The organism is Massilia rubra, assembly GCF_011682065.1.
In the GTDB taxonomy this organism is placed as follows: Bacteria; Pseudomonadota; Gammaproteobacteria; order Burkholderiales; family Burkholderiaceae_D; genus Telluria_A; species Telluria_A rubra.
This window is the reverse complement of record NZ_VUYU01000004.1, coordinates 63,748-76,385: the sequence shown is the minus strand read 5'-3', so window position 1 is coordinate 76,385 and position 12,638 is coordinate 63,748. Positions and strand designations below refer to the sequence as shown.

The window sequence follows — 12,638 nt, the reverse complement described above, 5'->3', positions numbered from 1 at the left end:
GCCTGGGATTAACCGCGACACGGATGGTGCGCCTGATAGATGTGATCAAGATGCGGAAAGTCCTTCGTATTCTTGATTGCCATCCGAATCATGCCGGCATGCATCGACATGATCGCTTTCTCTTCTTCCTTGGTCAATTTTGCGCATAAGCGCAGTGTTGCTGCTGGATTTGCTTGAAATGCCTGTAGCAGCGATGGCGTTTCCGCCAAGTCGGCAATGAATTGCGCGAGCCCGCTATGACTGGGAGTGCCCACATATTCCATGGGCACCGCGCCGGGCTTGCAGGGCGAGGGGGCGGTGCTTGATGACAGTGCGCCGATGGTGGCATTGGCGCCAGCTGGTTTTTCGGCCAGTCCAAGGCGCGCCATCATTTTGGTGCTGGTGACGGACTTTTTCTGTGGTGGGATGTACAGGGTTGAAATGCCCGTCACCTTAGATTTCCTCAGGTCGCGCAATTCAACATGCTCGATGCTCGGTGGGCAGACGGGGTACTGCGAGCCTTGATAATGGATGACGCCATGAGTTGGCTTATAGAAGGTCTCGAGATAGTCGACCAGAACGTTCAGATTCCGATTGTCGTAGCCGGAAAATTTGAAGCCAAGATCGCCGACGCATCCGATCTGCCATATTACCGCGTGCATGTCGATATGCAGTTGCCGCTCGCGAAGCAGCAAGTCTGTGGCCTCGAACTCTTGGGAACCATTGGTGGATGGATCAATGCCCAAGTCAGCGTAGAGGCAGTCGAGCGCGGAGATTGCCGGCAGCATGGTGGCCTCGTAGCCCTCGTCGCGGAGGATCTTGATAGCCTTGTGCGATGGCAGCACGAAGACACCAGGGTGACCATAGAAGACACCGCAGCAGCGTTTGCCTGCACGGGTATGATTTACCATGACATCGACCATATCATTGTACGTATCGATACGCGGCTTCGCGTTCCCGTAGAGCGTATACAGGTCGAAAGACGCCTTGCTGTTCTTCTTGATCCAGATTTCGGTTGCAGGGTCGGCGACACAGTACACGACGATGTCTGCTTCCTTTATCCAGCCTTGGGTTTCCAGAGTGATATGGCCAACGCTCTTGATTCCAGAGCCGACCACTGTCAAGCTGCCAGCTTTTTTGCGTCTTCCCGCACTTGAGTTGATTGCATGTTTCATACGATCCTCATTTCACGTTTAAATACAAAAATTACAACTATGTCTATAAGGACAAGTCAACGCCGGTCCAGGCCCGCCTGATCGCGCAGCGTCGCCGCCTTGTCGGTGCGCTCCCAGGTAAAGTCCGGCTCAGTGCGCCCGAAGTGACCGTAGGCGGCGGTCTTGGTGTAGATCGGGCGCAACAGATCGAGCATCTTGACGATGCCCTTGGGCCGCAGGTCGAAGTTTTCGCGTACCAGTTCGACGATCTTGTGGTCTGAAATCAGGCCCGTGCCTTCGGTGTACACGGTGATATTGATCGGCTTGGCGACGCCGATGGCGTAGCTGATCTGGATCTGGCACTGGCGCGCAATGCCGGCCGCGACGATATTCTTGGCGACATAGCGCGCCGCGTACGCTGCCGAACGATCCACCTTGGACGGGTCCTTGCCCGAAAACGCCCCGCCGCCATGCGGGCTCGCGCCGCCATAGGTGTCCACGATAATCTTGCGTCCCGTTAAGCCGCAGTCGCCCTGCGGCCCGCCGATCACGAAGCGCCCGGTCGGGTTGACCAGGTAGCGCGTGCCGGCCAGCCAGGCGCGCGGCAGCACGCGCTTGATAATCTCTTCGATGACCGCTTCCTGGATATGCCGGTGCGACACGTCCGGCGCGTGCTGGGTCGACAGGACCACCGTATCGACGCCGACCGGCTGCCCGTTCTCGTAGCGCAAGGTGACCTGGGACTTGGCGTCGGGACGCAGCCAGGGCAAGGTGCCATCCCTGCGCAGCCGCGACTGGCATTCCACCAGCCGGTGCGCGTAGTGGATCGCCGCCGGCATCAGCTCCGGCGTTTCGTCGCAGGCATAGCCGAACATCAACCCCTGGTCGCCGGCGCCCTGGTCGAGATCGAGCCCGGCGCCCTCGTCCACGCCCTGGGCGATGTCGGGCGACTGCTTGTCGTAGCAAACCATTACCGCGCAGCCCCGATAATCGATGCCGAAATCGGTATTGTCATAGCCGATCTGCTTGAGCGTCTGGCGCGCCACCTGGATATAGTCCACGTTGGCGTGCGTGGTGATTTCGCCGGCCAGCACCACCAGGCCGGTGTTGCACAGCGTTTCCGCCGCGACCCGTGCCTTGGGGTCCTGCGCCAGGATGGCATCGAGGATGGCGTCGGAAATCTGGTCGGCCACTTTGTCGGGGTGCCCTTCCGATACGGATTCGGAAGTAAAGAGGTAGTCGTGTGCCATAGCATCTTTCGTAAGTGAAAAGTCGGACTGCATTGGACTGCATCAAAGTGCGCTGGCGCCCGCGTCACTCGGCCTGCTGGAGCGGGCCGGCCGCGTGCTCGGGCTGGTGCGGCGCGCCGCTGGCGTGCCCGGCCTGTGGCGCGGACCGGGTCACGACATTCTTGCCCAGCAGGAGGTCGCCCAGCCGGCTGGACGCGCCGTGCCAGAACCCGGACTGCGCATTCCACTCGCGCGGATTGCGGAAGGTACCGAACAGCATGTCCCACAGCGGCAGGCTGCCGTAGTTGTAACGGTGCACGCCCGCCTGGTGGTGCACGGCATGCGCTTCGGGGCGCGAGATGATGTAGCCGAGCCAGTGCGGCGAACGGATGTTCGCATGGGTGAAGATGGTCGAGGCAAACAGGAAGTAGCCGCTCAAAATCGCCGCCTCCATGTTGACCCCGACCACGAAGGCAGCGAGGAAAGTCGACACCACCGTATAGCCGATCGTGTCGATCGGATGAAAGTAGAACGCGGTGGCCACCTCCAGGCGCTCCGAACTGTGATGCATCTGGTGGAAGCGCCACAGCACCGGCAGCGCATGCTGCAAGCGGTGGCGGCACCAGTCGAGCAGGTTGCTGAACACGATGGCGGCCAGGGCGCCGCCCGCCGTGCCCCAGCTGTCCAGGTCGATCAAGCGGTGCGCGCTCACCCAGTCGCGCCACAGCAGCGGCAAGGTATTGACGATGGCCCCGCCCACGAGGAAGAAGGCGAAGCCCTTCAAGCGCCAGTGCGGCACGGGAACCAGTGCGCGCGCGGGAAAAATGCGCTCCAGGATCAGAAACACGATGTACGTCAGCGGAAACAGCAAGCCAAGAATCTTTTCCATGATGCTCCTTCAGTTCGCTTCAAATGATGTCCGGGAGCTTGGCGCGTCCCTGGCCCTAGAGTGCCGGTGGCGTGGCGATGGATCGCAATCGCTCGACAAATTCGTCGACCATGGCTTCGTCGACGTGGTGCGTGACAACCAGCCGCAGGCAATGCCGGAAGCGCTTCGACACCGAGATGATCCAGCCGCATTCCTCCAGCGCGCGCATGACCTCGACCGCGTTCGGCAAGTCGACGTTGACAATATTGAGCTGCGGCGGCGCGACCAGCCGGTAACCGTGTTGCACGAGTTGCTCGATCAGGTAATCCATCACGCGATAGTTTTTCCTGGTCACGTCGAGATAGCCATCGAAGCCCAGCGTTTCCAGCACGGCGTAGGTGGCCGCCGCCGCCGCCCCGCTGCGCGTGCCGATCAGGCTGTGGTGGGTCGGGGTGGCGTTGAAGAACGATTCCAGGTTGATGCTGTCGCGCAGGGCCTGGTCGCGAAAGAAGACCGCGCCGGCCGGAATGATCGACATCCCGTATTTATGCGGATCCATCGCGATCGAACTGACCCCCGCCAGGCTGAAGTCGAACTGCGGCAAGTCGCGCCCGAGTGCGCGCGCAAACGGGATGATGAAGCCGCCGGTGGCGGCGTCGACATGGAAGTACAAATCGCGCCGGTGTGCGATGGCCGCCAGTTCCTCGATCGGGTCGACCGCCCCGAACTCGCTGCTGCCGGCCGTGCCGACCAGGGCGATCGTGTTGCCGTTGATCGCCTCGAGCGCGGCGTCGGGGCGCATCCGGAAGCGCTCGTCCAGCCCGACCACGCGCAGCGTGATGCCGAGCATGTCGCACACCTTGCCGAACGAGTAGTGCACCGTCTCGCCCGCCACGATCTCGGGATGGGCGATGTCCGGCCTGCGCTTGCGCGCAACATACATCGCCAGCAGATTCGCTTCGGTTCCGCCCGACACCAGGCTGCCGGCGCAGTCGGCCTTGCCGAGCAACCCGCCCATCAGCGCCAGCGCTTTCTGCTCCACCTCGCGGCAGCCGCGGAAGATGCGCAGATCGCCCAGATTGCTGTCCAGGGCCGCCTGCCCCGCCCGTAACGCGGCTTCGTGCGGCACGGTGCAGATGGAATTGAGCACCCGGTTCCACGGCACGTCGCGCGTGCGCAGATTGTCGAGCTCGGCCAGTACCTCGGATTGCGCACGCCCCTGTTTACGCATGCGCACGCTCCGCCGCCGCCGGCATCCTGCTCTCCAGGAGCGGGCCGTACAACTGCTTGCGGCGCGACCACAGGCCGAACCACAGCGTATTGGCGAAGGTCAGGTCGGCGTCGCGCAGCTTGCCCATCTGCCCGGGTGCGATCTCGGCCAGCAGGGGCGCGCCGTCGGCCTGGCTTGATGCGGCCAGCACGCCGCTTGGCAGAATCACCGAGGCATGGGCCAGTCCGTCCGCATGCGGCCCGCTGGCAAACGCGATCGCGACGCAGTTCAGGGTCGCCAGGCCCCACAGCGAAGCGATCTTCGCGTCGGCGTTCCGGCTCGACAGGCGGGCCGGCACGAACACCACTTCGGCCCCCTGCAGGCTCAGGATGCGCGTCGATTCGAGCACCCAGATATCGTCGCCGTTCAACATGCCGATGCGGCCGGCGTCGGTCTCGATGACGGGGAACAGCGCATCGTCGCGCGCCTGCCCCTGGTCCAGCGGCGTGCAGTGGGTGTGGACCAGCGCGCCGCTGCGGTCGAACAGCCAGGTCACATCGTGCCCGCCATCCTCGGACAGCAGCGATCCGCCCACGATGTAGCAGTGCTTTTCGCGCGCCAGTTGCGCCAGGCCCTGTTGCACGTCGGCGCGCAGCGCGGCGCCAGGCGCCCCGCCCTCGCCCAGGAAGCGGGCCGGCAATACCAGGAAATCGGCGGCGGGGCTGTCGGCCACGGCTTGCCGCATGTGCGCCCACGCGCTGTCGGGGCTGGACGCGATGATGCCGGCGATGATGGAAATCTTCATGGTCGTTCTCCTTGACGGTTCAGGGCGCGCTGGCGCCGGGGGTGATCTGGCGCATGCGCAGGCTGATTTCCGCCCCCAGGTCGCGGTTCAGGCCAACATAGTCCTGCTCCAGGGCGCCGTAGGCTTGCGGCTGGCGCAAACCGAGCCCCATCCAGGTATCGTCGGATGCGTTCGCTTGGCGCAGCGCCAGGATCGCTTCGCCCGACAGGGTCGCTTCGAGCACGGCGGCGGCATCCGGCGGCGCTTGCGCCAGCAAGCCTTGCGGCGTGGCGATCAGGCTGGTGCCCGCGAACTCCACCGTGATCGAGGTGTTGCCGCGCACGCCAGTGATCTTGCCAACCGGCCCGCAATACACCATGTTGACGGCGCTCAGGTAAGCGGTGGCGCGGAAGGCGTTGATCATGGCGGGCAGGTTCTGGCGCAGCGAGCCGCCCGGCAGGAAGATGGTGGTGGCGCCTTTCAGCGCGAGGATGCGGATGGTTTCCGGTATCCAGAAGTCGGAACACACGGCGATGCCGATCGGGCCGAATTCGGTGTCGTGCACGGCCAGGGTATCGCCCGCCACGCACGACACCGCTTCGTTGGCGAAGGGATGGATCTTGTTGGCCTGCCCGATGTTGTTGCCGTCGCGGTCCAGCAAGACCGAGGTATTGCAATAGCGTCCGTCCGGCATCTGCTCGACCACCGAACCGCACACCAGGTGCACCCGGTGCTTCCTGGCCATGGCCGACAGTTGCTCGAACACGGCGCTGGTCAAGGTGGTGTCGGTGACGCCGCGCAAATGCGCCTGGCCCGGCATGTACCAGGCCGGCCCGAGGAAAAATTCGGCCAGGCACACGAAATCGAGGCTGCGCTGCTGGCAAGCCTGGTCGATCATGCCCAACACGTGTTGCAGGTTGTCGCGCGGATCGGGCTGCCAGACGCTTTGGACGAGGGCGATCTTCATTGCATAGTCTCCTTGGTTGAAAGCGGTGATGCCGGCGCGGGCACGGTGCCCGGCTTGGAGCGGTTGTCGATGCGCTGGTACCACTCCTGGCGGTCGATCGGCACCAGTTCCACCGGTATCCCGCAGTAGCGCTCCAGCGCGGTGGTCAGGCGGGCGCGGGTGTCGTGCCAGTGCCCGCCCTCGGCCGGGATCAGGTGGATGGCGACGTGGCTGGCGTCGCCCTGCACCGAATAGATGGGCTCGATGCCCGGTTCAGCCAGCAGGATGTCGTCCAGTTCGCTGATGTGAAAACGCCGCGCCGGCGCGCCGATCAGGTCTTGCACCCGGCCCAGATGGACGATCCGGGTATGCGGATTGCCGCAGGCGCACGGGCTGGTGTCGGTCTTGACCAGGTCGCCGCTGCGGTAGCGCACCAGCGGCATCGCCTCCTGCGCCAGCGTGGTCAGCACCAGTTCACCGGTCGAGCCGGGCGCCAGGACGGCTGCGCTGTCGGGGTCGATCACCTCGAACACGAAGCGCTGTTCGGCCAGGTGCAGTTGCCCCTGGGGGCACGGCAAGGCGACCGACATGGCTTCGGTCATGCCGTAGTGGTTGTACACGCTGGCCCCCCACAAGCGCTCGATGCGGGCCTTGCGTGCGGGCGAGAGCGCTTCGCCCATGCACACGATGCGCCGCACCGCCAGGTCGCGCTGCAAATCGATGCCCTGCTCGGCCGCCATCGCGGCCAGGCGCAAGGCGCGGATCGGCGCGCACACCAGGGTCGTGACCTTGTGCGAGCGCAGCAAGGCCAGCAGCCGGGTCCACGGGCACAGCTTGTTGTTGGTGCCCACCGCCAGCACGCTCACGCCGAGCAGTTCGGCCACCCGGTCGATGTCCGCCCCCACGTACGACAGTTCGTAAGGCACGGCCACGGCCATGATGTCGTGCTCGCCGAGCAGCCCGGCCCAGGCCAGGGCGACGCAAAAATTGTTGGTTTTCCAGTCGCGCGCCGTCACGAAGCCGGCATTCACGCCGCCCGTGGTCCCCGTGCTTTCGGCATAGCGGGTCAGGTTCTCGGGGGCGACCGCCAGCAGGCCGTAGGGATATTCGGCCCGCAAGTCTTCCTTGCAGGTGAAGCCGAACGAGGCCAGGTCCTCGAGCGAATCGAGCGCGCGCAGGGTTGGCCAGCGCCGGTAGAAGGGACTGGCCCCCGCCGCGTGGGCCACGGACGTATTGAGCCGCGCCAGGCGCTCGCCCGGCGCTTGCGGCTCCAGCAAGGCCGCGAGCAACTGCTGTGGGCTAGTTGCCCCGTTATAGAGATCGCGCATGGGATGGGATCAGTTGATTGACTGCACAGGGGCGGCTTTGACGCCGGTCAGGAACAGGCCCAGCTCGATATCCTCGACTTTCGCACCAGCCAGCGGGGTCGCCTCCAGCAGGCGCCGCAATTCGGCCGAGGTGTAGGCTGCCTTCACCGAATTGGCGAAGCCCTTGCGCATGTTGACGTTGATATTGCCGCGCATGAAAGCGATGGCTTCCTTACTCAGGTCGCGCCGCAAGTCGATGATGCAGAAGCGCCCGCCCGGCTTGAGCACGCGGTGCGTTTCGCGCAGGACGGCGACCGGGTCGACCCATTCGTGCAGGGAACTGTGGGTAAACAAGACATCGAAGTGATTGTCGGGAAAGGGCATGCGCTGGCAATCGCCCAGCACATATTCGCTGCGCTCCGTCAAACCGTAGGCGGCCGCGTTGCTGCGCGCCATCTCCAGCATGTCGGGCGAGATATCGAGCGCGGTCAGGCGCGCGCCGGGGTCGGCCACCGCCTTGAGCCACTCCAGGCCGAAGTAACCCGGCCCCGGCCCGATCTCGAGCGCGCTCCCGGCCCGTACCTCGCAGTCGAGCAAGAGCTCGACCTTCTCGCTCAGCCAGCCGCTGTCGCGGATATGGCGCTGCATCTCGTCGTACACGGTCGCGATATAGGCGCCCTGCAAGCCGTCTTCGGTTTCTGGAACACGTTCATTGAGCATGGGAGTCATCCTTTTCAATTTTTTCAAGTTGAACAGCGACATTGCGAAAATTCGACGTCCCCATCTCGCTGGCGCGCGCGGCGCGGCCGGTGAGCATGTTCGCGTTCGAGCGCTGCCAGTTGTCGGCGCCCTCCTCTTCCGGGTACCACCACGAGGGCGCGACATACACCACGTCGGTCGCGACGCCGTCGCACAGCTCCGCGCAAAAACGGGCGCTGCCGGTGGCGCTGCGCACCAGCACCCAGTCGCCGGCGGCGATGCCCAGGGCGGCCGCCGCTTGCGGGTGGATCTGCACGCGCGGCAGCGGCTCGCGCTTGCGCAGGCTGTCCAGTTGCCGGTACTCGGAGTTGTAGAAGTTGCGGGAATGCGCGCTGGACATGCGGAAGTGACCGTCCGGCAAGTCCTCCCCCGGCCGGTACTGCGGCAAGGCATCCCCTCCCATCCTGGGCAGGCCCGCATGCAGCAGGTTGACCCGCCCGCTGCGGGTGCGGAAACCCTGGGTCGCGTACTTGCGATAGTGCGGCGTGTTGGCGATCGGTCCGTGCTGCTTGAAACTGGTCCAGGTATGCCCGATGCCGGCCAGTTTGTGATCGAGCGCCGCCTCCAGGTCGGGCCAGAAGTGCTGTCCCAGTCCGAGGCGCTGGGCCAGCCCCAGGATGATTTCTTCATCGCTGCGGCATTGGCCCACCTGGGCCAGCTTGCGGCGCGGCGCCAGGTAGGCGTTGAACTCGACGATCTGGTCGCGTTCCAGCCAGCTCCCCACCGGCAGCACCAGGTCGGCCAGCTGCGCGGTCGGCGTCATGAACAGGTCGCATGTCATGTGGAATTCCAGCCCGCGCAGGGCGCGGTGCACGCGCTGCGCGTCGGCATACACCATCGGCAAGTTGCTGCCGAAATTGAGCAGGGTCTTGACCGCGTACGGCTGGGCGTCGAGCATCGCATCCCAGACCGCGTCCGGATGCGCCCAGCCCGCCATCGACAGCACCGGATAGGCGCCCCCGCCCAGGCGCTTGGCTTGCTGTTCCGGGGCCAGCTGCTCGGCCAGCGGGAAGCTGCGGCGTCCGTCCACCGGCAGCAGGTCCCACAGCACGTCGCCGCCCGGCGCATCCAGGTTGCCGCTCAGGGCGCTGAGTATGCAGATGCTGCGCAGCGTGGAAAATGCGTTCTCGTTCTGCGACAAGCCCGTGCCAGCCTCGATGCAGGCGCGCTTGGCCTGCCCGTAGGCGCTGGCCAGGGCCACCACTTGCCCGGCGTCCAGGCCGGTCAGTTCGGCCACGCGCTGCGGATCGTAGCCGCGCACGTGTTCGGCCAGTTCGGCGAAGCCGTCGGTATGCCCGGCCACGAACCCGGCGTCGTACCAGCCCTCCTTGATCATCACGTGCAGCATGCCGAGCGCCAGGGCGCCATCGCTGCCGGGCCGGATCTGCAACCACAGATCGGCGCGCCGGGTCTGGTCGTTGGCGCGCGGATCGATCACCACCAGGCGCGCACCGCGGTGCAATGCCTTGGCCAGCTTGACGCCGATCAAGCCGTCGGAATGCGTGTGCAGCTTGTTGCTGCCCCAGAGGATGATCACCTCCGGCTCGCCCTCGTAGTCGCAAAAGGTGAAGCCGCCGCAGGTGAGGATGGAGGCCATCACGCGCGGATAGAAGCACACATGGGCCGGTCCCAGCACGTTCGGCGTTCCCAGGGTATTGGCAAAGCGGAACACCCACTCCTGGTAGTTGCGGTCCGTGCCCTGGCTGAGCACCACCGATTCCGCGCCATGACGGGCGATCTGCTCGCCGATCCGGTGCGCCGCCATGTCCAGTGCCTCGTCCCAGGGCATGGCGATGTGCTTGTCGCCCCGGCGCAGCAGCGGCTCGGTCAGGCGCGCCGGATGGGTCAACAGTTCGAGCGAGGCCTTGCCCTTTGTGCAAAAGAAGCCTTCGCTGGCGGGACTGGCCGGATCGCCTTTGAGTTCGCTCACCACGCCATCGCGCATCTGCACGATGACCCCACAGCCGCCATGGCACATGCGGCATACGCTGCGCTGCTCGGTGCACTGGCCGCCCACGCCATCGGGATGGTCGATGATCATGCGCGCTCGTCCTTGAACAGCCGCGCCAGCGCCGCCATCAGCGCATGCTCGCGTTCCACCGTGGCGGCAAAGCGCGCGGCCACCTCGCGCAAGTGCGTTGGCGAACCGGTGTCGGCGCTCGCGCGCAAGCCTTCGATGCAATCGGCCCAGCCCAGCTCCACCGCGTGCGCATCGGGCAGCAAGGGCGCCAGGCCGTCCAGGCCCAGCACATCCTGGCTTTCGCGCAGGAACTGGCGGTACAGCGCGCGGAAATTGGCGCCACCGGTGCCGGCGAATTCCCAGAAGTTGGCAATGCCTGTCATGATGGCCGCCGGATCGGCGAAGCGCGACCACCAGTCGGGCATCTCGCGCGCCAGGGTGCGCAAACCCAGGTGGCCGCGCGCGGGGTCGGCCGGCTCCAGGTAATTGCGGGCGCAGCGGCCAATAGCGTTGGCCAGCGCAGCGCGCAGGTCGCGCATGCCGTCGGTCGAGACCACGCTCACCGACAAGCTGTCGGACGATTGCTGGCCTTGCCGGGAGGCGCGCGCCTGCGCCAGGTCGGCCAGCGCGATCCGGTGGCTACCGCCTTGCTGGGCGGTGTCGACCACCCATGCATGCTGCCCATCGATGGCGTGCAGGGCCACGAAATGGGCGCAGAAATGGCGCTTGGCCGAGAAATACGGCAAGTAGAAAATATCGAGCTTCAAGCCCGCCACCCGCCCCGCTTCCAGGATGGCGCGCGCCTGCTCGAGCGCCTGGTCGCCGTTGGCCGACTGCTCGATGCGCAACGTCACCCCGGTGTTGGCCGCATAGTGGCGCAGCAGTTCACCCGAATCCCCGCGCCCCGACAGCATCGGCATCTCGTGGCGCGCATCGGCCACCGGCCAGGCCACGAAATCGAGGCCCTGCCCGAGCCCGAACACCATCGCTTCGCTGTGCAGGATGCCCGCGTGCGCCAGCATCATGCGCAAGGTGCCCGACTCGCAGTGCACGCCCGGCCGGGCTTGAAAATCCTGCAAGGCCAGCATGTCGTGGGCCACGCCGGCGCCGGCGCCCGCGTTCGCCAGCGCGCTCATAGCAGCACCTGGCGATAGCCTTCCAGGTCCAGCATGCCGCTGCCGCTGCCCAGCACCACAATGCACGGCTCGCGGTCCTCCTCGCGCGCCCGCGCGGCGGCGCGAATCGCCGCCGCCATCGCATGGGCCGACTCCGGCGCCACCAGGAAGCCCTCGGTGCGCAGCAGCAAGCGGCCCGCTTCGAACGCTTCATGCTCTTCGATCGCGACGGCGTCGAGCACGCCTTCCTTTTTCAGCAGGCTGACCAGCGGCGAACTGTTGTGCTGGCGCAAGCCACCCGCGTGCACCGGCAGCGGGATGAAGTCCGGCCCCATCGAATAGGCCAGCACCCGTGGCGTATAGCCGGCCGGGTCGGACGAGCAGTATTCGTAGGTGCCCTGGGTCAGGCGTGGGGCGGCCGTGGATTCGGCGCCGAGGAAGGAAATCGTGCGCCCCTCCTTCTTGTCGCGCAGGAAGGGCAGCATGAAGCCGCACAGATTGCTGCCGCCGCTGACGCACGCGATCATTTGATCGGGGCCCTGTTCACCCGCCAGCGCGAGCTGGGCCCGCGTTTCCTGTCCCAGCAAGGTCTGGTGCAGATGCACATGATTGACATTGCTGCCCGACAGATAGGCCGAACCGGGGGTGGCCAGGGCCGCTTCGATCGCTTCGCTGATCGCGGTACCCATCGTGCCCGGGTGGTCGGGGCGCTGTTCCAGCAAGCGGCGGCCGATGGCCGTGGCGCGCGACGGCGACGGCGCCACTTCCGTTCCCAGCAGGCGCATGTAGTGTTCGCGATAGCGCTTTTGCTCCATCGAACAACGCGCCATGAAGATCTTGCACTTCAGGCCGAACATCTGGCTTGCCAGGGCCAGGCTCATGCCCCACTGTCCGGCCCCGGTCTCCGAGATCAGGCAATCGCGCCCTTCCTCCCTGGCATAGTAAGCCTGGGCCAGCGCCGTGCCGACCTTGAAGCTGCCCGTCACCAGGGTGTCTTCACGCTTGATGTAGATGCGCGCGCGCGTCTGCAGGGCCGCTTCCAGGGCCAGGGCGCGCCGCAGGGGCGTGGGACGGCCCACTTGCAGCAGGCGCTGGCGCACTGGCGCCGGAATATCCACCCACTGCTCGCTCGGCGCATTCTGGCGCAACAGTTCCGCCGGCCGGATCCTGGCCATGATCTCGGCCGAGGGCGGCACGTGCACATCCTCGACCGGCGGCAAGGCCTTCGGCAAGTCCAGCAGAAAGTTGTACCACTGCGCAGGAAGCTGCTCCTCGGTCAACCGGTATTCCAGGCACTGTTTTACGCTCATCACCTTCCCCTTGTCAG

The 12,638-nt window shown here is 65.5% G+C and carries 11 protein-coding genes; all 11 read right to left on the bottom strand.

Annotated elements, in window-relative coordinates; all coding sequences use genetic code 11:
- Positions 1 to 8: 8 nt before the first annotated feature.
- Positions 9 to 1,154 (bottom strand): SAM-dependent methyltransferase, encoded by a 1,146-nt coding sequence (locus F0185_RS07255; RefSeq protein ID WP_167222985.1) that lies wholly within the window; start codon positions 1,152 to 1,154, stop codon positions 9 to 11.
- A gap of 56 nt (positions 1,155 to 1,210) precedes the next feature.
- Positions 1,211 to 2,383: a methionine adenosyltransferase gene (metK, locus tag F0185_RS07250; RefSeq protein WP_167222984.1), complete on the bottom strand. Its 1,173-nt coding sequence runs from the start codon at positions 2,381 to 2,383 to the stop codon at positions 1,211 to 1,213.
- Between the two features lie 64 nt (positions 2,384 to 2,447).
- Positions 2,448 to 3,251, bottom strand: a complete 804-nt coding sequence (locus tag F0185_RS07245; RefSeq protein ID WP_167222983.1) for a sterol desaturase family protein — start codon at positions 3,249 to 3,251, stop codon at positions 2,448 to 2,450.
- A gap of 55 nt (positions 3,252 to 3,306) precedes the next feature.
- Positions 3,307 to 4,461, bottom strand: a complete 1,155-nt coding sequence (mfnA, locus tag F0185_RS07240; RefSeq protein ID WP_167222982.1) for a tyrosine decarboxylase MfnA — start codon at positions 4,459 to 4,461, stop codon at positions 3,307 to 3,309.
- Complete coding sequence (locus tag F0185_RS07235; RefSeq protein WP_167222981.1) at positions 4,454 to 5,245, bottom strand: carbon-nitrogen hydrolase family protein; 792 nt, start codon at positions 5,243 to 5,245, stop codon at positions 4,454 to 4,456. The genes mfnA and F0185_RS07235 overlap by 8 nt, the downstream gene beginning before the upstream one ends.
- Before the next feature lie 19 nt (positions 5,246 to 5,264).
- Positions 5,265 to 6,191, bottom strand: coding sequence for a carbon-nitrogen hydrolase family protein (locus F0185_RS07230; RefSeq protein ID WP_167222979.1), 927 nt, complete (start codon positions 6,189 to 6,191; stop codon positions 5,265 to 5,267).
- Positions 6,188 to 7,498 (bottom strand): phenylacetate--CoA ligase family protein, encoded by a 1,311-nt coding sequence (locus F0185_RS07225; RefSeq protein ID WP_167222977.1) that lies wholly within the window; start codon positions 7,496 to 7,498, stop codon positions 6,188 to 6,190. Before F0185_RS07225 ends, F0185_RS07230 begins: the two co-directional genes overlap by 4 nt.
- A 9-nt stretch (positions 7,499 to 7,507) precedes the next feature.
- On the bottom strand, positions 7,508 to 8,197 hold the full coding sequence (locus F0185_RS07220; RefSeq protein ID WP_223164468.1) for a class I SAM-dependent methyltransferase: 690 nt from the start codon (positions 8,195 to 8,197) through the stop codon (positions 7,508 to 7,510).
- The gene (locus F0185_RS07215) at positions 8,187 to 10,277 is read right to left on the bottom strand and encodes a molybdopterin-containing oxidoreductase family protein (RefSeq protein ID WP_167222973.1); all 2,091 of its coding nucleotides are present in this window, start codon (positions 10,275 to 10,277) and stop codon (positions 8,187 to 8,189) included. The genes F0185_RS07220 and F0185_RS07215 overlap by 11 nt, the downstream gene beginning before the upstream one ends.
- The gene (locus tag F0185_RS07210; RefSeq protein WP_167222971.1) at positions 10,274 to 11,332 is read right to left on the bottom strand and encodes a BtrH N-terminal domain-containing protein; all 1,059 of its coding nucleotides are present in this window, start codon (positions 11,330 to 11,332) and stop codon (positions 10,274 to 10,276) included. The genes F0185_RS07215 and F0185_RS07210 overlap by 4 nt, the downstream gene beginning before the upstream one ends.
- Positions 11,329 to 12,621, bottom strand: a complete 1,293-nt coding sequence (locus tag F0185_RS07205; protein WP_223164467.1) for a TrpB-like pyridoxal phosphate-dependent enzyme — start codon at positions 12,619 to 12,621, stop codon at positions 11,329 to 11,331. The genes F0185_RS07210 and F0185_RS07205 overlap by 4 nt, the downstream gene beginning before the upstream one ends.
- Positions 12,622 to 12,638 lie beyond the last annotated feature (17 nt).

Coding starts and splice junctions, on each gene's coding strand:
- F0185_RS07255 (WP_167222985.1), bottom strand. CDS start 1,154: ATGAAACATGCAATCAACTCAAGTGCGGGAAGACGCAAAAAAGCTGGC.
- metK (WP_167222984.1), bottom strand. CDS start 2,383: ATGGCACACGACTACCTCTTTACTTCCGAATCCGTATCGGAAGGGCAC.
- F0185_RS07245 (WP_167222983.1), bottom strand. CDS start 3,251: ATGGAAAAGATTCTTGGCTTGCTGTTTCCGCTGACGTACATCGTGTTT.
- mfnA (WP_167222982.1), bottom strand. CDS start 4,461: ATGCGTAAACAGGGGCGTGCGCAATCCGAGGTACTGGCCGAGCTCGAC.
- F0185_RS07235 (WP_167222981.1), bottom strand. CDS start 5,245: ATGAAGATTTCCATCATCGCCGGCATCATCGCGTCCAGCCCCGACAGC.
- F0185_RS07230 (WP_167222979.1), bottom strand. CDS start 6,191: ATGAAGATCGCCCTCGTCCAAAGCGTCTGGCAGCCCGATCCGCGCGAC.
- F0185_RS07225 (WP_167222977.1), bottom strand. CDS start 7,498: ATGCGCGATCTCTATAACGGGGCAACTAGCCCACAGCAGTTGCTCGCG.
- F0185_RS07220 (WP_223164468.1), bottom strand. CDS start 8,197: ATGCTCAATGAACGTGTTCCAGAAACCGAAGACGGCTTGCAGGGCGCC.
- F0185_RS07215 (WP_167222973.1), bottom strand. CDS start 10,277: ATGATCATCGACCATCCCGATGGCGTGGGCGGCCAGTGCACCGAGCAG.
- F0185_RS07210 (WP_167222971.1), bottom strand. CDS start 11,332: ATGAGCGCGCTGGCGAACGCGGGCGCCGGCGCCGGCGTGGCCCACGAC.
- F0185_RS07205 (WP_223164467.1), bottom strand. CDS start 12,621: ATGAGCGTAAAACAGTGCCTGGAATACCGGTTGACCGAGGAGCAGCTT.